This window comes from Saccharopolyspora sp. NPDC000359, assembly GCF_040300525.1.
Classification (GTDB): domain Bacteria; phylum Actinomycetota; class Actinomycetes; order Mycobacteriales; family Pseudonocardiaceae; genus Saccharopolyspora.
The window spans coordinates 26,843-46,358 of sequence record NZ_JBEPDU010000021.1; the positions used below are offsets into that span (position 1 = coordinate 26,843).

18 protein-coding genes are annotated in these 19,516 nt (G+C 71.6%); 8 read left to right on the plus strand and 10 right to left on the minus strand.

What is annotated here, in order from left to right; all coding sequences use genetic code 11:
* Positions 1-94 precede the first annotated feature (94 nt).
* On the minus strand, positions 95-964 hold the full coding sequence (locus ABT324_RS15615) for a Sco1979 family transcriptional regulator (protein ID WP_351176900.1): 870 nt from the start codon (positions 962-964) through the stop codon (positions 95-97).
* Between the two features lie 123 nt (positions 965-1,087).
* Here ABT324_RS15615 and ABT324_RS15620 point away from each other — a divergent pair, with 123 nt between their 5' ends.
* From ABT324_RS15620 to ABT324_RS15635, 4 genes are all read left to right on the plus strand, one after another.
* Complete coding sequence (locus ABT324_RS15620) at positions 1,088-1,924, plus strand: SAM-dependent methyltransferase (RefSeq protein WP_351176903.1); 837 nt, start codon at positions 1,088-1,090, stop codon at positions 1,922-1,924.
* A 201-nt stretch (positions 1,925-2,125) separates the two neighbouring features.
* Positions 2,126-3,286 (plus strand): acetyl-CoA C-acetyltransferase, encoded by a 1,161-nt coding sequence (locus ABT324_RS15625; protein WP_351176906.1) that lies wholly within the window; start codon positions 2,126-2,128, stop codon positions 3,284-3,286.
* A 28-nt stretch (positions 3,287-3,314) separates the two neighbouring features.
* Positions 3,315-3,779 carry a MaoC family dehydratase N-terminal domain-containing protein gene (locus ABT324_RS15630; protein WP_351176909.1) on the plus strand — a complete coding sequence of 155 codons (465 nt, stop codon included), beginning with the start codon at positions 3,315-3,317 and terminating at the stop codon, positions 3,777-3,779.
* Positions 3,780-3,781: 2 nt separating this feature from the next.
* The gene (locus ABT324_RS15635) at positions 3,782-4,198 is read left to right on the plus strand and encodes a MaoC family dehydratase (RefSeq protein WP_351176912.1); all 417 of its coding nucleotides are present in this window, start codon (positions 3,782-3,784) and stop codon (positions 4,196-4,198) included.
* 618 nt (positions 4,199-4,816) lie between these two features.
* Here the strand turns inward: ABT324_RS15635 and ABT324_RS15640 are convergent.
* Complete coding sequence (locus tag ABT324_RS15640; protein ID WP_351176915.1) at positions 4,817-6,013, minus strand: S8 family peptidase; 1,197 nt, start codon at positions 6,011-6,013, stop codon at positions 4,817-4,819.
* A gap of 149 nt (positions 6,014-6,162) precedes the next feature.
* On the opposite strand from ABT324_RS15640, the gene ABT324_RS15645 reads away from it, so the two are divergent.
* On the plus strand, positions 6,163-9,033 hold the full coding sequence (locus tag ABT324_RS15645; protein ID WP_351176918.1) for an ATP-binding protein: 2,871 nt from the start codon (positions 6,163-6,165) through the stop codon (positions 9,031-9,033).
* On the opposite strand, the gene ABT324_RS15650 is transcribed toward ABT324_RS15645, so the two are convergent.
* The 4 genes from ABT324_RS15650 to ABT324_RS15665 are packed head-to-tail and all read right to left on the minus strand — an operon-like array spanning position 9,030 to position 13,085.
* Positions 9,030-10,112, minus strand: a complete 1,083-nt coding sequence (locus ABT324_RS15650; RefSeq protein WP_351176921.1) for an acyl-CoA dehydrogenase family protein — start codon at positions 10,110-10,112, stop codon at positions 9,030-9,032. The genes ABT324_RS15645 and ABT324_RS15650 overlap by 4 nt on opposite strands.
* A 17-nt stretch (positions 10,113-10,129) precedes the next feature.
* Entirely contained in the window at positions 10,130-11,113 is a 984-nt protein-coding gene (locus tag ABT324_RS15655) for an acyl-CoA dehydrogenase family protein (RefSeq protein ID WP_351176924.1), read from the minus strand.
* On the minus strand, positions 11,110-12,225 hold the full coding sequence (locus tag ABT324_RS15660) for an acyl-CoA dehydrogenase family protein (RefSeq protein WP_351177126.1): 1,116 nt from the start codon (positions 12,223-12,225) through the stop codon (positions 11,110-11,112). The genes ABT324_RS15655 and ABT324_RS15660 overlap by 4 nt, the downstream gene beginning before the upstream one ends.
* Before the next feature lie 5 nt (positions 12,226-12,230).
* Complete coding sequence (locus tag ABT324_RS15665; protein WP_351176927.1) at positions 12,231-13,085, minus strand: enoyl-CoA hydratase; 855 nt, start codon at positions 13,083-13,085, stop codon at positions 12,231-12,233.
* A gap of 104 nt (positions 13,086-13,189) precedes the next feature.
* On the opposite strand from ABT324_RS15665, the gene ABT324_RS15670 reads away from it, so the two are divergent.
* The 3 genes from ABT324_RS15670 to ABT324_RS15680 all read left to right on the plus strand — a co-directional run bounded on the left by ABT324_RS15670 (position 13,190) and on the right by ABT324_RS15680 (position 15,987).
* On the plus strand, positions 13,190-14,365 hold the full coding sequence (locus ABT324_RS15670) for an acyl-CoA dehydrogenase family protein (RefSeq protein WP_351176930.1): 1,176 nt from the start codon (positions 13,190-13,192) through the stop codon (positions 14,363-14,365).
* A 19-nt stretch (positions 14,366-14,384) separates the two neighbouring features.
* Complete coding sequence (locus ABT324_RS15675; protein ID WP_351176933.1) at positions 14,385-15,155, plus strand: SDR family oxidoreductase; 771 nt, start codon at positions 14,385-14,387, stop codon at positions 15,153-15,155.
* Positions 15,156-15,357: 202 nt separating this feature from the next.
* Positions 15,358-15,987, plus strand: coding sequence for a TetR/AcrR family transcriptional regulator (locus ABT324_RS15680; RefSeq protein ID WP_351176936.1), 630 nt, complete (start codon positions 15,358-15,360; stop codon positions 15,985-15,987).
* Here ABT324_RS15680 and ABT324_RS15685 read toward each other — a convergent pair.
* Genes ABT324_RS15685 through ABT324_RS15700 form a run of 4 tightly spaced genes read right to left on the minus strand, consistent with a single transcriptional unit; the run spans position 15,950 to position 19,446 of the window.
* Complete coding sequence (locus tag ABT324_RS15685) at positions 15,950-17,041, minus strand: NAD(P)H-dependent flavin oxidoreductase (RefSeq protein ID WP_351177129.1); 1,092 nt, start codon at positions 17,039-17,041, stop codon at positions 15,950-15,952. The two genes, ABT324_RS15680 and ABT324_RS15685, sit on opposite strands and share 38 nt — an antisense overlap.
* 11 nt (positions 17,042-17,052) lie before the next feature.
* A complete protein-coding gene (locus ABT324_RS15690; RefSeq protein ID WP_351176938.1) occupies positions 17,053-17,793 on the minus strand; it encodes a CoA-transferase subunit beta in 741 nt (246 codons plus the stop codon).
* A 31-nt stretch (positions 17,794-17,824) separates the two neighbouring features.
* Entirely contained in the window at positions 17,825-18,691 is an 867-nt protein-coding gene (locus ABT324_RS15695) for a CoA transferase subunit A (RefSeq protein WP_351176941.1), read from the minus strand.
* Positions 18,691-19,446 carry an enoyl-CoA hydratase family protein gene (locus ABT324_RS15700; protein ID WP_351176944.1) on the minus strand — a complete coding sequence of 252 codons (756 nt, stop codon included), beginning with the start codon at positions 19,444-19,446 and terminating at the stop codon, positions 18,691-18,693. The genes ABT324_RS15695 and ABT324_RS15700 overlap by 1 nt, the downstream gene beginning before the upstream one ends.
* Between the last annotated feature and the right edge of the window lie 70 nt (positions 19,447-19,516).

Sequence of the window (19,516 nt, forward strand, 5' to 3'; positions counted from 1 at the left end):
GGTAGCACATGCAATTGCATGCGCCATTGCGCGTGACGGTACCACAGCGTTCCGCAACTAGATGATCACCCAGCGTGGTCAAATCTGGGGTGCTTCAGAGCGCCTCGCGGACCTTCCGCAGCATCTGGCGGGTCTGCTCCGGGGGCCGCGCATCCACCATCAGCCGATCGAGGGTGCGGCTGTAACGCTCGACCTCCTCCCGCTTGTCCAGGTACAGCGCACCGCTGAGGTGCTCCAGGTAGACGACGTCCGGCAGCTCGGGCTCGGCGAAGCGCAGCACCGTGAACGACCCCTCCGCCGCGTACCCGCTCAACGCGAAGGGCACCACCTGGAGCGCGATGTTGGGCAGCCTGGTCATCTCCAGTAGGTGGTCGACCTGCGCGCGCATCACCGCGATGCCACCGATCGGCCGGTGCAGCACGGACTCGTCGATGACCGCCCACAGCCGCGGGGCGTTCGGGCGGGCGAGCAGCTTCTGCCGCTTCATCCGCAGCGACACCCGCCGACGGGCGTCGTCGTCGGCCAGCGCCGGGTGCCCCGAGCTGGCCAAAGCCATCGCGTAGTCCTCGATCTGCAGCAGCCCGGGGACGAACTGCAGCTCGTAGGTCTGGATCCGGGCCGCCACGCCCTCCAGGCCGACGTAGTCCTGGAACCACGGGGGCATCGCCTCCGCGTACCGGTTCCACCAGCCTGGCTGCCGGGACTCGGCGACCAGCTGCAGGAAGTGCGCGCGCTCGCCCTCGTGGTGCACGCCGTAGAGCGTGAGCAGGTCGGCGATGTCGCGTTCCTTCAGCGAAACCCGGCCCAGCTCCATCCGGCTGATCTTGGACTCCGAGCCGCGGATCGCCCGGGCCGCCTCCGCGGGCAGGACCTCCGCCTCCTCGCGCAGGCGGCGCAGCTGGGCGCCCAGGATGATGCGACGTGCCGTCGGGCTCCCGTCGCGGGCAGCGCTGTCCCGCGCCATGGCCGCACCTCCTCAACACCTGCTCACCGAAGTGATAGCACATCGGATGTTTACGCAGCGCAGTGAATTACGTACGCTGTGCCACCTTCCGCACCCCGACCACGATGCCCAGCGAGGACACCGATGACTGCCGGTCCCAGCGCCGCCGACGGCGAACTCCCGATCCACATCGACACCAGCAAGGCCAGCATCGCCCGCGTCTATGACGCCTTCCTCGGTGGCAAGGACAACTACGACGTGGACCGCGAGGTCTTCCGCCGCATCCGCGAGGTCACCCCGGAAGCGGCGCAGCTGGCCTGGGACAACCGCCAGTTCCTGATCCGGGCCACCCGGTTCATCGCCGCCGAGACCGGCGTGACCCAGTTCCTGGACTGCGGATCCGGGCTGCCGACCGCGGAGAACACCCACCAGGTCGCGCAGCGGATCGCCCCCGACGCGCGGGTGGTCTACGTCGACAACGACCCGGTGGTGCTCGCGCACGGGCGCGCGCTGCTGGAGGAGAACACCCAGACCCACTTCAGCCCGGCCGACATCTTCGAACCGGCGCAGATCCTGCAGGACGAGGTGGTGCGCAGCCACCTGGACTTCAGCGAACCGATCGCGCTGTTCCAGATGGGCACCCTGCACCACTACGACGGCGAGCGGCCGCCGCAGGACATCATGCGCGAGTACGTCGAGGCGCTGCCGTCCGGTTCCTACGTCGGCATCAGCCACTTCCTGGACCCGGAGACCGAGGAGTACAGCGACCTGGCGCGGCGCATGGAGCGGACGTTCCTGCACAGCCCGATGGGCACCGGGGTGTTCCGCACCCGCGCCGAGGTCGAGGCCATGTTCCGGGGGCTGGAGTTCGTCGAGCCGGGCCTGGTCCGCTGTGCGGACTGGTGGCCGACCGGCCCCCGCCTCAAGCCGCTCTACCCGGTCCAGCACTGCATCGCCGGAGCAGTGGCCCGCAAACCTTGACCTGCCCCTTGGTGCCGCGATTTCCGTTGAATCCGGACGTCTGATTCCAATGGAGATCGCGGCACCGTGCTGTTGTGGGCGCCGCGGACCTCGGGGCGGGCATCTGCGACCTCTACCAAACGCTTGCTTGTTTCGTTAGACTCCGGGGCACTCGTGGATCAGCTTGCGCTCCCGGGGTTCCGGGTGGCGGAGAGGACGGTCATGGCCGAGGCGTACATCATCGATGCCGTGCGGACCCCGGTGGGCAAGCGCGGCGGCGGGCTCAGCGGGATCCACCCGGCGGACCTCTCCGCGCACGTGCTGCGCAGCCTGGTCGCGCGCACCGGGGTCGACCCGGCAGCCGTGGAGGACGTGGTGTGGGGGTGCGTCGACGCGGTCGGCGCGCAGGCAGGCAACATCGGGCGGACCGGGTGGCTGGCGGCCGGGTTCCCCGAGCATGTGCCCGGGGTGACCGTCGACCGGCAGTGCGGGTCCTCCCAGCAGGCGGTGCACTTCGCCGCGCAGGCGGTGCTCAGCGGCACCTCCGACCTGGTGATCGCCGGCGGGGTGCAGAACATGAGCGCGATCCCGATCGGCAGTGCGCTGCGGGGCGGGGCCGAACTCGGGTTCCCGGTGGCCTACGGACCCGGCTGCGGTTCCACCGGGTGGCAGGAGCGCTACGGCGACGAGGAGGTCACGCAGTTCCGCGGCGCGGAGCTGATGGCCGAGAAGTGGCAGATCTCCCGCGACGACATGGAGGAGTACGCGCTGGAGAGCCACCGCCGCGCGGTGGCCGCGATCGACTCCGGCCACTTCACCGACGAGCTGACGCCGATCGCGGGCGTGGAGCACGACGAGGGGCCGCGGCGCGACACCAACAAGGAGAAGCTCGAAGGGCTCAAGCTGCTGCGCGAGGGCGGTCGGCTCACCGCTGGGGTGGCCAGCCAGATCTCCGACGGCGCGGCGGCGTTGCTGATCGCCTCGGAGCAGGCGGTCGCCGAGCACGGACTGCGCCCGCGGGCGCGGGTGCACCACATGAGCGTGCGCGGTGACGACCCGGTCTTCATGCTGTCCGCGCCAATCCCGGCGACCAAGCACGCGCTGGCCAAGACCGGGTTGCGGGCCTCGGACATCGACGTGGTGGAGATCAACGAGGCGTTCGCCAGCGTGGTCCTGGCCTGGCTGCAGGAGGTCGACATCGACCCGGCCCGGGTCAACCCCAACGGCGGGGCGATCGCGCTCGGTCACCCGCTGGGCGCGACCGGGGCGAAGCTGATGACGACGCTGCTGTCCGAACTGGAGCGCACCGGCGGCCGCTACGGCCTGCAGACGATGTGCGAAGGCGGCGGCACGGCCAACGTCACCATCGTGGAACGGCTTTGAGCGCGCCGGTGCGAGGGAGGGGAGCGACGTGCCGATCAACAGGGACTTCGTGGGCCACGAGTTCAGCGCGGGCGAGGCCTACGAGGTGACGCGCGGCAAGATCCGCGAGTTCGCCGAGGCGATCGGGGACCCGAACCCCGCGTACCGCAGCGCCGCGGCGGCGCGGGAGCTGGGCCACCCGGACGTGATCGCCCCGCCCACCTTCGGCATCGTGGCGGCCGGGGCGGCGGCGGAGAGCAACCCGATCCGGCGGCCCGAGTTCGGGTTGGACATGCGGCTGGTGGTGCACGGGGAGCAGAGGTTCCGGTACGAGCGGCCGATCCGCGCCGGTGACGTGCTGACCGCGACCGGGCGGATCGCCGAGATCCGCGACGCCGGGCGCAACGAGCTGGTGCGGGTGGAGACCGAGATCCGCGACGCGGGCGGCGACCTGGTCTGCACGGCGGTCAACGTGATCGTGTCGCGGGGCACCGCGGCCGGGGCGGAGGAGTGAGGATGCGCTACGACGAGGTGTCCGTCGGCACCGAGATCGGCCCGCAGCGCTACCCCATCCAGCGGCTGACGCTGGTGAAGTACTGCGGGGCGTCCGGGGACTTCAACGTGATCCACTGGAACGAGCGGATCGCCCGGCAGGCGGGCCTGCCGGACGTGATCGCGCACGGCATGCTCACCATGGCCGAAGCGGCCCGCCTGGTCACCGACTGGGCAGGTGATCCCGGCGCGGTGGTGGAGTACGGCGTCCGCTTCGCCAAACCCGTGGTGGTGCCCGACGACGACACCGGGGTGGAGGTCCTGGTGACCGGTCGGGTGGTGGAGAAGTTGCCCGACCGGCAGGTCGCGGTGGACCTCACGGCCACCTGCGGCGAGGTCGAGGTGCTGTCCCGAGCCCGAGCCGTCGTCCGCCTCGACTGACCCCCACGCCAGTGCCGACCACCGCTGACACCCACCTCCCACCCCAGCCCGCACGACCTCCGGCACCTCCTTCGTCCACACTGGACATCCAGTTTCAACTGTGCAAACCCCTGCTGGCAGGGTCTACAGTTTCAGTTGAAACTGTGCCCCAGGGTGGAGGCCCGCAGTTTCAACTGAAACTGCGGATTCTCGTGGGTGTGGGTCGCAGTTTCAATTGAAACTGCGACCTGTGGGGTCGGAGTGTCGTTGTGGGGTAGTGGTGATGGGCAGGCTTCGGGGGCCTGCCCATCGTTCGGGTGCGGGTTGATTCGTTGGCAACCCGCCCCCTCGCACAAGTCCTCGCAACCTCCGATGCCGACTGTGTCCACACTGGACGTACAGTTTCAACTGAAACTGTGAATCCCTGTGGCAAGGGTGGGTACGGTTTCAGTTGGAACTGTGGTTCCGGGGTGGAGGTTCGCAGTTTCAACTGAAACTGCGGATTCGTGTGGGTGCGGGTCGCAGTTTCAGTTGAAACTGCGGTGGGGGTTGGGTGTCGTTGTGGGGTGGTGGTGATGGGCAGGCTTCGGGGGCCTGCCCATCGTTCGGGTGGGGTTGGTCCGTGGTGGGGTCAGTAGCTCACTGCTGAGCCGAGTCGATGAAGCCGACGTGCAGCAGGGTGTTCGGGGACCCGGCGCCGGGGTTGTTCACCACGTTCTGGGTTCCGCCGCTCACCAGCGCTTGGGCGACCTGGGCCGGGGTGGCCGACGGGTTCGCCGTCAGGTACAGCGCGGTCGCCCCCGCCACGTGCGGGGTGGCCATCGACGTGCCGCTCATCGCACCCGAGCCACCACCGTTGGTCGTCGAGGTGATGTTGGTACCAGGCGCGAAGATGTCCGTGCAGGTGCCGTAGTTGGAGAACGACGACCTGTTGTCCCGGATGTCCGTGGCGTTCACCGTGATCGCCGACGGCACCCGCGCCGGGGAGGTGCTGCAGGCATTCGCGCTGTCGTTTCCCGAGGCCACCGCGAAGGTGACACCGGACTGGATCGCCCGCTGCACCGCACTGTCGAGCGATCCGTTGGAAGGGCCCCCGAGGCTCATGTTCGCCACCGCGGGCTGGGCCGCGTTGCGGGCCACCCAGTCGACACCGGCGATGATCTGCGAGTACTGGCCGGAGCCCTGGCAGTTGAGCACGCGCACGCTGACCAGCTGCACCTCCTTGGCCACACCCCAGGTCTTGGACCCGATGGTGCCCGCCACGTGGGTGCCGTGCCCCTGGCAGTCGGAGGCGTCGCCGTCGTTGTCGATGAAGTCGAAGCCGTCGCTGACCCGGCCCTCGAACTCCGGGTGGTCCTTGTCCACGCCGGTGTCGAGGACGTAGGCGGTGGCCCCGGAACCGGTGTTCGGGTAGGTGTAGCTGCTGTCCAGCGGCAGGGCCTGCTGGTCGATCCGGTCCAGGCCCCAGGTGGCGTTCTGCTGGGTGCCGCTGATCCGGGCGATGCCGTCCTGCTCCACGTACGCGACCGCGTCGTCGGCGGCCAGGCGCCTCGCGGCGGCCTCGTCGAGCCGCACGGCGAACCCGCGGATCGTCGACGTGTAGGTCGCCGTCACGGTGCCGCCGTAGGTGTCGGCGAGGCGGGCCGCTGCGCTACGGGTCGCGGACGCGCTCGCGACGTCGTCCTCGAGTACCACGATGTAGCTGTCGGCGACGGGGTTGGCGCTGGGGCGGACCTCCCCGGTGGGCTGGGCCGAAGCCGGGGCGGCGATCAACGCCGCGGCCAGCGCACCCGCGCCGAGCGCGGTGGTCAGCCGGATCTTGCGATCGTGTCGCATCTGGTTGCTCCCTTGCAACTCGTGCGGCTGTCAACAGGTGTTGGTGGCGCACAGCCGCGTGCAAACACGATCGGTTGGTGACCGCATGGTGATCAATCCGTGTTTCAGTACGTAGGGATACCAGTCTTTCGGCGAAGGGAGAGTCCGTGGTGCGCACCCCGAGACCCGCCCGGCCGCAGATCCGCACCAGCTCACCGGTGCTGGTGGGCCGCGGTGAGCAACTCGCCTCGTTGCAGGCGCTGGCCGGGTTACACCCGGCGGTGGCGCTGGTCGAGGGCGAGGCCGGGGTGGGCAAGAGCAGGCTGGTCCGGGAAGTCCTCGCCGGTGATCTGGGACCGACGACCCCGCTGGTCGGGTACTGCCGCCAGGTGGGGGAGCCGTTCCCGTACGGCGCGGTGCTGGAGGCGCTGCGCAGCACGCACCCGGCGCTCAGGCACCGGCCCGCGTTGAGCCCGGTGACCGGGGTGCTCGGCCCGCTGCTGCCGGAGATCGCCGAACACCTGCCCACCCCGCCGGAACCGCTCGGTGATCCGCGCGCCGAGCGGCACCGGTTGTTCCGCGCGGTGCGCGAGCTGCTCAGCGCCCTGGGGCCGCTGCTGCTGGTGATCGAGGACCTGCAGTGGGCCGACGACGGAACCCGCCAGCTGCTGCGGTTCCTGATGGGCGACCCGCCCGCGAACCTGACGACCGTGGTGACCTACCGGCGCGAGGACGTGCCCGGCGGCCTGCCGCTGGGGGCGGCGTACCGGCCGCCGAACGGCGTCGTCAGCGTGGTCCTCCCGCTGGACCCGCTGGGCGTGGACGAAGTTCGTGCGCTGACCGCCGCGATCCTCGGCAGCGACCGGGTTTCGCCGCAGTTCGCCGCCCGGTTGCACGAGCGGACCGCGGGAATCCCGTTCGTCGTCGAGGAAACCCTGCGCGCGCTGCGCAACCGCGGCGGTGCGGTGCGCACCGATGGCCCCGCCGCGCGTCGCCTGCTCGACACGGTGGAAGTGCCAGTGCTGCTGCGGGACGCGATGGCGGAACGCCTCGCCGCGCTGCCGACTGCGGCGACCAGCCTGGTCAAAGCCGCTGCGGTGCTGGGCGTGCCCGTCAGCGCTGAACTGCTCGGCGCGGTCGCCGAGGTGCCGGAACCACGGCTGCGCACGGCACTGACGCACGCACTGCGCGGGCACGTGCTGCACGAGCAGGACGGTGGCACCTACGGGTTCCGCCATTCGCTGGCCATGCAGGCGGTCTACGACACCATCGGCGGACCTGACCGCGCCTACCTGCACGCGCGCGCCATCGACGTGCTGGACCAGGTCGAGCCCAAGCCGCTGCACCAGCTCGCTGACCACAGCGAACGCGCCGGGCGGGTGGCGGACTGGTTGGCCTACGGCGAGGCGGCCGCCGACCGGGCCGCGGAGCTCGGTGACGCGGCGACCACCACCGCGCTGCTGCAGCGGTTGTTGAAGGAACCGAGCCTGCCCGCCGAGCACGTGGACCGGTTGGCGATCAAGCTCGGCAAGATCGCGCACACCGGGCTCGACCAGCTCGACCCCAGCGAAACCCTGGAAGGCCTGCTCAACGACCAGCGGCTGTCCACCTCAGCGCGCGGCGAAGTCCGCCTCTACCTGGGCTTGCTGCTGCTGCGGCAGGCCGGTGGGCTGGCCGCGGCGCGCGCGGAGATCGAGCGGGCGCTCAACGACCTCTCGGAACGGCCCGAGCTGGCCGCCCGCGGGGCTTCGGTGCTCGCGCTGGCCTACGTCGGCCAGACCTCGCTGGAGGAGCTGCGCCCCTGGCAGGCGCGGCTCACCGAGTACCGGGAGCGGGCGACGGGTGAGTTGCGGTTGTCGTTGCTGGCCAACGAGTTCTGCTCGCGGATGCACGTTGGTGACCCCACCGTGCTCAGGTCGCTCTACGAGCTGCCGGACGAGGTGACCACGCCCGGCGAGCAGCACCACCTGGCCCGGCTGCGCTCCAACCTCGGCGACGCCTGCACGTGGACCGGGCACCTGCGGTTGGCCGGGGAACTGCTGCGGGAAGGCGTGCGGCTGGCCACCGCCTGCGGCGCGATGTTCGTGGTCAGCACGGCCAGGTCCACGCGCGCCCGGCTGGACTGGTTCACCGGCGAGTGGGACGGCCTGGCCGACCGCGCGCGCCGGATGCTCGACGAGTACCGCGACCTGTTCCCGGTGACCAGCGAGCTGAGCCTGGTGCTGGGCTCGCTCGCGGTCACCCGCGGCGAGTGGGCGGCCGCCACCAGCCACTTCACCGAGACCGGGGCGTTCGCCCCGGAGGAGGCGATCAGCCCGGTCGGCATTGCCGGGTGCGCGGGCCTGGCGTGGAACCTGCTGTCCCAGGACGAACCGGTCCGGGCCTGCGCGGACGTGGACCGCGGCCTGGACTTCCTGCGGCGCAAGGGCGTCTGGGCCTGGATCGGCGAGCTCGGCCCGGTGGCGGTCGCGACCTACCTGGCGGCGGGCCGCGAGGCGGACGCGCAGCAGTTGGTGGCGGAGATGGCCGACGGGATCGCCGGACTGGACGTGCCGATCGCAGTGGCCGCGCTGACCCAGTGCCGTGGACGCTTGGCCGAACACCGCGGTGACCACGCCGAAGCGGTGGCGCACTACCGAGCCGCGGCCGAGCGCTACGAGGAGCTCCCGGCGCCCTACTACGCGGCTGCGGTGTCCGAGCGCGCGGCGTCCTGCCTGCTCGCCACTGATGCGGCTGCGGCGACCAAGCAGCTGTCCGAGCTGGTCGACGTCTTCGACCAGCTGGGCGCCACGCGAGATGCGGCGAGGTGCCGGCACCTGTTGCGCGGCGCGGGCGGCGGCAAGCCGTCGCGCCGTGGTCGCCGCGGTTACGGCGACGAGCTGTCACCGCGGGAGGAGGAGGTGGCCCGGTTGCTGGCCAGCGGGCACACGAACCGGGAGATCGCCGAGATCCTCTTCCTGTCGCCGCGCACCGTCGAGCAGCACGCGGCGAGGGTCCTGCGGAAGCTGGGAGTCCGCTCCCGAACCCAGCTGCGGCTCTAGCCCGCGGCTTGTGGGATCACCCCTTCCCGGTGGTGCTGGGGAGTGCCGAAGAGGTGCTTCGTGGCGTGGGCCCTCTTCAGGTGGAGGTGGGCCTCGTGCTCCCAGGTGATCCCGATGCCGCCGTGGAGCTGGACCCCTTCCGCGGCGATGAGCGAATACGCGTCGCTGCAGGCGGATTTGGCCATCGCCGCGAGCTCGGTGGCGCGCTCGTCGTGGGTGGCGACCGCCCAGCTCGCCGCGTAGGACAGGGACCGGGCCGACTCGATTGCCGTGTAGCAGTCGGCCAAGCGGTGCTTGATGGCTTGGAACGAGCCGATGGGGCGGCCGAACTGCTTGCGCAGCTTGGTGTACTCCACGGTCTCGTGCAGCCAGCGCTGTGCCGCACCGATCTGCTCGGCGGCGACCGCAGCGGCCGCCACGTCCGACATCCGCCGCAACGGCGCCGGGCCGATGAGCGTCGCCGGGGCGTTGGCGAGGTGGACTTCGCCCATGCGCCGAGTGGGGTCCAGGGGCGCCGACGGGGTCACCGCGGCCTCCGGTGATGCTTCGAACAGCGAGGCCGCACCGTCGGCCACCGCCACGACCAGCAGCGTGTCGGCTTCGGCCGCGTCGAGCACCAGCGCCTTGTGCCCGTCGAGGTACCAGTCCTGGTCTACCACCCGCGCTGTTGTCGCGAATTCCGTTGCTGACCACAGGTGATTCGGCTCCGCCCACGCGACGGAGACCACCTGCTCGCCCGATGCGATGCCCGGGAGGAGGCGGTCGCAGGCGTCGCGGTCGCCCGCCGCCAGCAGTGCCTCGGTGCTCAGCACGGTGCTCAGGAACGGGTTGGCCACCAGCCGCCGTCCCAGCTCCTCGACGACGATCAGTGTTTCGAGCAGGGTCGCCCCGACACCACCGTGCTTCTCAGGGACAGCCAGGCCGTGCGCGCCGATCTCCGCGAGCTGATCCCACAGCACCGGGTCGAAGTCGGTGCGTGGCTGCTCGGGGTCGGGGATGGGCGGACCGCCGTGGCGGTCGAGCAGTTTGCGCACGGTGCGGCGCAGCTCCTCCTGCTCCTCGGTGAACGCGAACCGCACGGTTCCTCCCTGCGTGGTCAGGTGCCGATGGGGGTGGCGTCGGTGGCCAGGGCCGTGGCGACGCGGGCGCGGTGCCAGGCCGGGGTGCCCCAGGCCGTGCGCAGGGCGGTGGCCTTGGTGAGCCACAGGTGCAGGTCGTGCTCGGCGGTGTAGCCGATCGCGCCGTGGACCTGGAGCGCCGTGCGCGCGGCGGTGCGGGCCGCCTCACCTGCGGCGATCTTGGCCGCGGAGGCGTCGCGCGAGCCGCGTGGGCCGCCGATCGACAGGCAGGCCCCGCGCACCAGCGGGCGGACGAACTCCAGCTCCAGCAGCACGTTCGCCAGGTGGTGCTTGACGGCCTGGAACTCGCCGACCGGGCGGCCGAACTGGTGGCGCTGCTTGACGTAGTCGGTGGCGGTGTCCAGCAGCCGCCGCCCGAGACCGAGCAGGTAGGCGGCGCAGCCCAGCACGCCGTGGTCGAAGGCGGCACCGGCGTCGGCCGCGGCCACGGGTTCGGCGGTGTCGTGCTCCACGGTGAACAACCGCCGGGCCGGGTCGAAGGACTCGACCCGCTGCAGCCGGATCCCGCCCAGCCTGCGCACGTCGTCGCCGTCGCAGCGGAACACCGCACCGGCCTGGTCGGCGTCCAGCGCGCAGGGCAGGTGACCAGCGACGACCGCTGTGCCGACGGCTCCACCGGCCAGCTCCGCCAACCACGGCGAGTCCGGCAGCAGGCGCGGCAGGAAGGCCAGCGATTCGATGACCGGTCCCGGCAGCGCGGCGTAGCCGAGCTGCTCCAGGCACAGCGCCATCTCGACCGGGCCCAGCTCCAGGCCGCCGCGTGCCTGCGGCACGGTGAGCCCGGTGACGCCGAGTTCGGCGAGCTCCCGCCAGACCTCCCACCACGGCGCCGCCTCGCCGTCCGACCAGGCGCGGGCGATCTTCGCCGTGCCCGCGTCGGCCAGCAGGTCCCGCAGCGTGTCGGCCATGTCCTGCTGCTCGCGGTCGGGTGCGAACTTCATCGTGACCCCCTCGGCAGCCCGAGCAGGCGCTCGGCCGCCACGTTGCGCTGGATCTCGTTGGTCCCCGCGTAGATCGGCCCGGCCAGCGAGAACAGGTAGTCCTCCACCCACGGTGAGGACTCGGCTTCCGGACCCAGCAGGTCCCACGCCGCCTCGTGCATCGCGATGTCCAGTTCGGACCAGAACAGCTTGTTCAGGCTGGCCTCCGCGCCGAGCGAACCGCCACCGGTCACCTTGGTGACGGTCTCGAAGGTGGCCAGCCGGTAGGCCTGCGCCGCGATCCACGCATCCACCACCCGGTCGTCGTCCAGCGCGCCGGGCAGCTCGGTGAGCCGCTGCGCGGTGGCCAGGAACCGGCCGGGGCTGCGCAGCGTCAGCCCGCGCTCGTTGCTCGCGGTGCTCATCGCGACCCGCCAGCCCTCGCCGACCCCGCCGAGCACGTCGCGGTCGGGCACGAACACCTCGTCCAGGAACAGCTCGGCGAACGCGGGTTTGCCGTCGATCCGGCCGATCGGCCGCACGGTGACCCCGTCGGCGTCCAGCGGGAACAGGAAGTAGGTCAGCCCGCGGTGCCGCTGGGCCTCGGGGTCGCTGCGGAACAGCCCGAAGGCGAGGTCCGCGAAAGCCGCGCGGGAGCTCCACGTCTTCTGCCCGGACAGCAACCAGCCGCCGTCCACCCGGCGCGCGGTGGAGCGGATCCCTGCGAGGTCGCTGCCCGCCTCCGGTTCCGACCAGGCCTGCGCCCAGATGTCGGTCCCGGCGGCCATCCGCGGCAGGTAGCGCTGCTTCTGGTCCGGCGTGCCGTGCTCGAAGAGCGTGGGTGCCAGCAGGAAGATGCCGTTCTGGCTGACCCGGCCGGGTGCGCCCGCGGCGTAGTACTCCTCCTCGAACAGGACCCACTGCAGCAGGGAGGCGCCCCGCCCGCCGAACTCCTCCGGCCAGGACACCACCGAAAGCCGTGCCGCGTGCAACTCCTGCTCCCAGCGGCGGTGCGCGGCGAAGCCCTCCTCGGTCTCCAGCGAGGGCAGCGGTTCCCGGGGCACGTGCTCGCGCAACCAGTCCCGCACCTCGTCGCGGAATTGCTGGTCTGCGGCGGAGAGGTCGAGGTCCACGGCGCTCACCCCTGCTCCTGCGCGGCCTGCTTCATGCTGCGCGCGTCCATGCCGCTGAGCGAGTCCTCGCCCACCTCGGCGTTGTGCGCGTGGGCGAAGTGGTGCAGCCCGAAGGCCGAATCCATGCCGCTCTGCAGGCCCATCAGGTCCTCGGCCTGGTTGATGGCCTTCTTGGTCAGCGACAGGCCGAACAGCGGCATCTCGGCGATGGTCCCGGCCAGCTCCAGCGTGCTGCTCGCCAGCTCCTCCCGCGGGACGACCCGGTTGACCATGCCGATCTCGTAGGCCCGCTGCGCGGGCATCCGGCCGCCGGTGAACAGGAACTCCTTGGCGATCCGCGGGCCGAGCACCCACGGGTGCGCGAAGTACTCGACGCCGGGGATCCCCATGCGCACCACCGGATCGGCGAAGAACGCGTCCTCGCTGGCCACGATCAGGTCGCACACCCAGGCCAGCATCAGCCCGCCCGCCACGCACGCGCCCTGCACCGAGGCGATCACCGGCTTGGGCATCTCCCGCCACCGGCGGCACATGCCCAGGTAGACCTCCTGCTCGCGGGCGAAGCGGGACTCGCCGCCGCGGTGCCGGGTGTGGTCCCACCACAGGCCAGCGCGGCGCGGGTAGCTGACGTCGATGTCGCGCTCCGGCGAGCCGATGTCGTGCCCGGCGGAGAAGTGCTTGCCCGCACCGGCCAGCACGACCACCTTGACCTCGTCGTCCTCGCAGGCGCGGTAGAAGGCGTCGTCGAGGGCGTAGGTCATGGCGGAGTTCTGGGCGTTGCGGTACTCGGGCCGGTTCATCGTCACCACGGCCACGCGGTCCCGGCGCTCGTAGGTGACGACCGCTTGCTCTGCTGCCATCGGCGCTCCTCCGTTGCGGTTGCGGCAGCTCGAAGATAGCCGAACAAGCAAGTGCTTGGTAGAGTCCGTTGCACTGGCGCAGCCGCTGGGAGCGAGGAGGGTGCGTGGACCTCACCGACAACGCCGAGGAGGCGGCCTTCCGCCGCGAAGTGCGGGACTGGCTCGGCGACCACCTGACCGGCGAGTTCGCCGCCGCCCGCGGGCTCGGCGGCCCCGGGCGCGAGCACGAGGGCTTCGACGTGCGGCTGGCCTGGGACCGGCTGCTGGCCGAGCACGGCTGGACCTGCCTGGGCTGGCCGCGCGAGTTCGGTGGCCGCGAGGCCACCGTGCAGCAGCAGGTGATCTTCCACGAGGAGTACGCCCGGGCCGGCGCCCCGGTGCGGGTCGGCCACATCGGCGAGGAGCTGCTGGGCCCCACGCTGATCGCCTTCGGCAGCCCGGAGCAGCAGCGCCGGTTCCTGCCCGGGATCGTCGGCGTCCGCGAGCTGTGGTGCCAGGGCTACTCCGAACCCGGCGCGGGCTCGGACCTGGCCAACGTCGCCACCACCGCGCGGCTGGACGGCGACCGGTGGGTGCTCAACGGGCAGAAGGTGTGGACGTCGATGGCGCACGTGGCCGACTGGTGCTTCGTGCTGGCACGCACCGACCCCGAGCAGCAGCGCCACCGCGGCCTGTCCTACCTGCTGGTGCCGATGGACCAGCCGGGCGTGCGGGTGCGGCCGATCGTGCAGCTGACCGGGACCTCGGAGTTCAACGAGGTGTTCTTCGACGACGCCCGCACCGACGCCGACAACGTGGTCGGCGAGGTGGGCGCGGGCTGGCAGGTCGCGATGGGCACCCTCGGGTTCGAGCGCGGCATCGGCACCGTCGACCAGCAGGTCGCCTTCCGCCGGGAACTGACCGGGATCACCGAGCTGGCCCGGGAGAACGGGGCCATCGACGACCCGGTGCTGCGCGACCGCATCGCCCGCGCCTGGGTGGACCTCGAGGCGCTGCGCTGCACCGTGCTGCGGACCCTGGGCGCCGACGGCCCGCCGGGCGCGGAGTCCTCGGTGGTGAAGCTGCTGTGGTCGACCTTCCACCGCGACCTGGGCGAGCTGGCCATGGACGTGGCCGGGGCCGGTGGCCTGCTGGCGCCGGGCGCGCCCTACGACCTCGACGGCTGGCAGCGGCTGTTCCTGTTCACCCGAGCCGACACGATCTACGGCGGCTCCAACGAGATCCAGCGCAACATCATCGCCGAGCGCGTCCTCGGCCTCCCCCGGGAGGGCCGACCATGAGCGCACGAGGAGGACTGGGATGACCGCACCACCCGCGCACGGGCTGCTCACCGGCAAGACCGCCGTGGTCACCGCCGCAGCTGGCACCGGGATCGGCTCCGCCGTGGCCCGCCAGATGCTGGCGGAAGGAGCGCAGGTGCTGATCAGCGACCGGCACGAGCGGCGCCTGGAAGCCACCCGGGCCGAGCTCGCGCGGCTGCCCGGCGCGCAGGTCGAGGCGGTGCCCTGCGACGTCACCGACGAGGCGCAGGTGCAGCGGATGCTCGACGCCGCGACCAGCGCGTTCGGGCAGGTCGACGTGGTGGTGAACAACGCCGGGCTCGGCGGCACCGCGTCGATCCTGGACATGACCGACGAGCAGTGGCACAAGGTCCTGGACGTCACGCTCACCGGGACCTTCCGCTGCACCCGCGCGGCGGTGCGGCTGTTCCGCGAGCAGGGCAACGCCGGGGTGGTGGTCAACAACGCCTCGGTGGTCGGTTGGCGGGCGCAGGCCGGGCAGGCGCACTACGCGGCGGCGAAGGCCGGGGTGATGGCCCTGACCCGCTGTGCGGCGATGGACGCGGCGTCGCTGGGCGTGCGCATCAACGCGGTGGCGCCGAGCCTGGTGATGCACGAGAACCTAGCGAAGGTGACCTCCGAGGACCTGCTGACCGAGCTCACCGGCCGCGAGGCCTTCGGCCGATCCGCCGAACCCTGGGAGGTGGCCAACGCGATCATCTTCCTGGCCAGCGACTACTCGACCTACCTCACCGGCGAGGTCATCTCCGTCAGCAACCAACACCCCTGACGACGCGACCTCGATGGGGAACACCGCCCCAACTCCAACGGAAATCGTGGTCCACGGGCGTGTCGAGGCGACCCGCGGGTTCCACCGGGATCAGGTGCCTGATCCCGGTGGAACCCGCACACCCACCGGAGGCGGCGGTGGGGCGGGCGCCCGCGGCAGGCCTGCGGAGGTGGGGTCCACCGGGCTCTGAGAGGATTGTGCCGTGGTATCGACCAAGCGCTTGTCCAGCCGGAACCGCCCCGCGCGGGAGTCCGGCTCCGAGCGGCGTGCCGAGTTGCTGGCCATCGCCGCCGAGCTGTTCGCCACCCGCGGGTTCCTCGCCACCACGGTGCGCGACATCGCCGACGCCGCGGGCATCCTCTCCGGCAGCCTCTACCACCACTTCGACTCCAAGGAGTCGATGGTCGACGAGATCCTGCGCGCCTTCCTGGACGACCAGCGCCGCACCAACGAGCGGGTGCTGCGCGAGGCCCCGGACCCGCGCACCGCGATCACCGAGCTGGTCCGGCAGTCCTTCGCCGCGATGCAGGAGCACCGGGCGGCCATCGCGATCTTCCAGAACGAGGCGAAGTACCTCGAGCAGCTGGACCGGTTCGACTACCTCGCGCAGGCGGCCACCGACTTCGAGCGCACCTATACCCGCGTGCTGCAGGAAGGCCAGCGCGCCGGGGTCTTCCGCACCGACCTCAACGTCAAGCTGGCCTACCGGTTCATCCGCGACATGGTGTGGACGGCGGTGCACTGGTACAACCCGCGCGGAAAGCTCACCGCCTCGACCATCGCCGACCAGTACGTCACGATCCTCTGCGAGGGGATCGCCCTGCCGGAGTGATCCGCTGGCGGTCGCCACCGAGCTCGGCGAGCCTGCTCGCCGCCTCGGTGACGACGCGGTCGATCAGCTCCTCGCAGCTGGGCAGCTCGTCGATCATCCCGACGACCTGGCCCGCGGGCAGCACCCCGGCGCCGGGGCGGCCGTCCACCAGCGCGGACCTGATCAGCATCGGGGTGTTGGCGGCCAGCAGCACGCGGCTGAGCGGGAGCTGCTGGGCCCGCCGCATGGCCAGCCCGTCGGTGATGAGCTGCCGCCAGCTCATGCCGGTCAGCGCCTTGAACGCCACCGCCTGCCGCAGCGCGTCGGGCAGCCTGCGCAGCAGGCCGCGGGACTCCGCCGCGTCGGTCAGCGCCGTCCGCAGCATCCGGTGCGGCAGCCCGTCGACCTGCGAGGTCACCACCGTGTCGGACACCGAAGCGGCCAAGTAGGACTGCTGGACCTCGCGCGGCACGCGGCTGTCGGAGGTGAGCAGAAACCGGGTGCCCATCGCGATGCCCGCCGCGCCGTAGCACAGGGCGGCGGCCAGGCCGCGCCCGTCGAAGAACCCGCCCGCGGCGACCACCGGGATGTCCACCGCGTCGACCACCTGCGGCAGCAGCAGCGTCGTGGCCACCGACCCGGTGTGCCCGCCGCCCTCACCGCCCTGCACCAGCACCGCGTCGGCACCCCAGGCGGCGACCTTCTCGGCGTGCCGCCGCGCGCCGATCGAGGGGATCACCACGACCCCGGCGTCCTTGAGCTTGCCGATCAACCGCTGGCTCGGCGCCAGCGCGAAGGAGGCCACCCGGACCTGCTCGCGGATGAGCAGGTCCACCCGCTCCTCGGCGTCGGAGGCGTCCGCGCGCAGGTTGACGCCGAACGGGTTGCTGGTGCGCTCCTTGACCTCGCGCACCGCGTCGGCCAGCTGCGGCAGCGTCATCGTGGCGGAGGCCAGGATGCCCAGCCCGCCCGCTCGCGCGGTGGCCGACACCAGGCTGGGCCCGGCGACCCAGCCCATCCCCGTCTGCACCACGGGGTGGCGGACGCCGGTGAGGTCGCACAGCGGGGTGCGCAGTACCTGCTCGATCACGCCGGGACCTCCTGGTCGCGCAGGTTGCGCGGGTCGATCTCCCCGCGGATCAGCGCCAGCTCCTCGTCGGTCGGCAGGCGGGTCTGGGCCACCTCGTCCACCGCGAGCTCGAACCCGGTCCGCTCCTGCACGTCGGACACCGCGACGCCGGGGTGCACCGACCGCAGCCGCATGCTGCCGCCCGGGCCGGTGAAGTCCAGCACCGCCAAGTCGGTCACCACCACCCGCACGTCGTGGAACCGCGCGCCGACCTGCCGCGCCCGGTCGTGGCCGATGCCGGACACCAGGTCGACCGACTCCACGAACACCCGGTCGCTGTGCTTGGCGACCCAGTAGTTCGTGGTGTGGTTGACCGAGTTCCCCGGGGCGCCGCGCACCCCGATCAACTGCACCTTCGGCCGGTCCCACGGGCCGATGCGGGAGATGTTCTGGTTGCCGTAGCGGTCCACCTGGGAGGCGCCCATCATGACCCGCCGCCGCCCGCCGGCGAGCATGTCCAGGACCCGGCCGTAGGGCATCCAGCCCTCCACCGGGCTGCTGGACTCCTCGCCCAGCGGGGTCGTCGCGGCCAGCAGCATCGCCTCGCCGTCGGTGAGCAGCAGGTCCGGCGCGGTGGTCAGCCGTGCCAGCCGCGCGCCGATCGACGGGATGGTCCCGAACGGCGAGGCCAGCACCGCCCCGGCGTCCCGCCAGGTGTCGGCGCAGGCAGTGGCGCACACTTCAGCTCTGGTGATCACTTGGGGTCCCTCCTCGGGCCGAGCGGTTTCGTCAGGTGGTGCGGGCACCGTCGTGGAAGGCGGCCACGGCCTCCTGGTAGCTCTGCTCGTCGCCGTCGAGGAACTGGGCGCGGAACGCCTCCCACGCCTCCGGCTTCGCGCTGGCCGCGTAGTGCCGCTGGAACGCCTCGTCGCGGCCGTAGTCGGGCACGCAGCTGGTGAAGTGCGCGCCGTTGGGGGCTTCCACCACGCCGTCGGTGTGGGTTCGGTTGAGCAGCAGGGACTGCGGTGGCCCGGATTCCAGCAGCTGCTCGGTCGGCACGACCTCCTCGCAGCTCACGTAGCTGCGCTGCGCCGCCGCGCAGAACAGGTCGTCGAAGTACGGGTCCGGGCCGAGGTACTGGGCGTTGCCGTGGCGGTCCGCGCGGTTGAGGTGCACCAGCGCGACGTCGAGCTGCAGCGCGGGCATCGCCACCAGCTCCTCGCCGTCGGCGTACGGCGAGGTCACCGTGCGCAGCTCGGGGTTGAGCGCCATCACGTCCGAGCCCAGCCCGGCGCGGGTCGGCAGGAACGGCAGACGCGCTGCGGCGGCGCGCAGCCCGGCCAGCACCATGCCCTCGTCGTACTCGGCGACCTCCAGCTCGCCGCGCTGCCGGGCGGCCCGGAAGTGCGGGTCGAGCGGGATGGAGTCCAGCGAGACGAAGCCGTGCACGAGCTTGCGGAGCTTGCCCGCGGCGCAGAGCAGCCCGACGTCCGGGCCGCCGTAGGAGACCAGCGTCAGGTCCCGCAGCGGGGACCGCAGGATCGCGCGGACCAGCGCCATTGGCTTGCGGCGCGAGCCCCAGCCACCGATGCCGATGGTCATGCCATCGGCCAGCCCAGCGACCACCTCGTCGGCGGTGAGCACCCTGTCCTGCACTACGACTCCTTCGGTCCGTTGTGGACGAACTCGGCGCGGGCCCGGTCGCTGACCCCGGTGAGGTTGAGCTCGAAGGTGAAACCCTGCTCGAACCGGTAGCTGCGGTTGACGTCGACCGGGTCGATGCCGTTGAGCGATTCCTTGGCCTTGCGGACCACCAGCGGGTCCTTGTCGGCGATCTCCTCGGCCAGCGCGACCGCCGCCGCGGTCAGCTCGTCGCGCGGCACCACCTGCCACACCGAGCCGAAGTGCAGCAGCTGCTGCGCGGTCACCGGGCGGCCGGTGTAGAACATGGCCCGCATGGTGTGCTGCGGCACCAGCCGGGACAGGTGGGTGGCGGCCCCGAGCGCGCCCCGGTCCACCTCGGGCAGGCCGAAGGTGGCGTCCTCGGAGGCGATGATGATGTCGGAGTTGCCCACCAGGCCGATCCCGCCGCCCAGGCAGAACCCGTGCACCGCGCTGATCACCGGGACCGGGCACTCGTAGACGGCCTTGAAGGCCGCGTAGCAGCCGTGGTTGACCTCGACGAGCTTGGTGTGCCCGGGATCTGCGGCGATCTCCTTGATGTCCACGCCCGCGTTGAAGCCGCGCCCGGCGGCCCGCAGCACCACGGCGCGGGTCTCGGGGTCTGCGCCGGCGCTGTCCAGCGCCTCGGCGAGTTCGTGCCAGCCCTGCACCGGCAGTGCGTTCACCGGGGGGTGGTCGACGGTCAGGACCACGACCCCGCGGGGTCGCCGTTCGATGTGCGTGCCCATGACACCTGCCAAACCTAGCACTTGTTTGGTTGAGTTGTTACCGTAGCAACATCCGAGGACAGCACGCCAG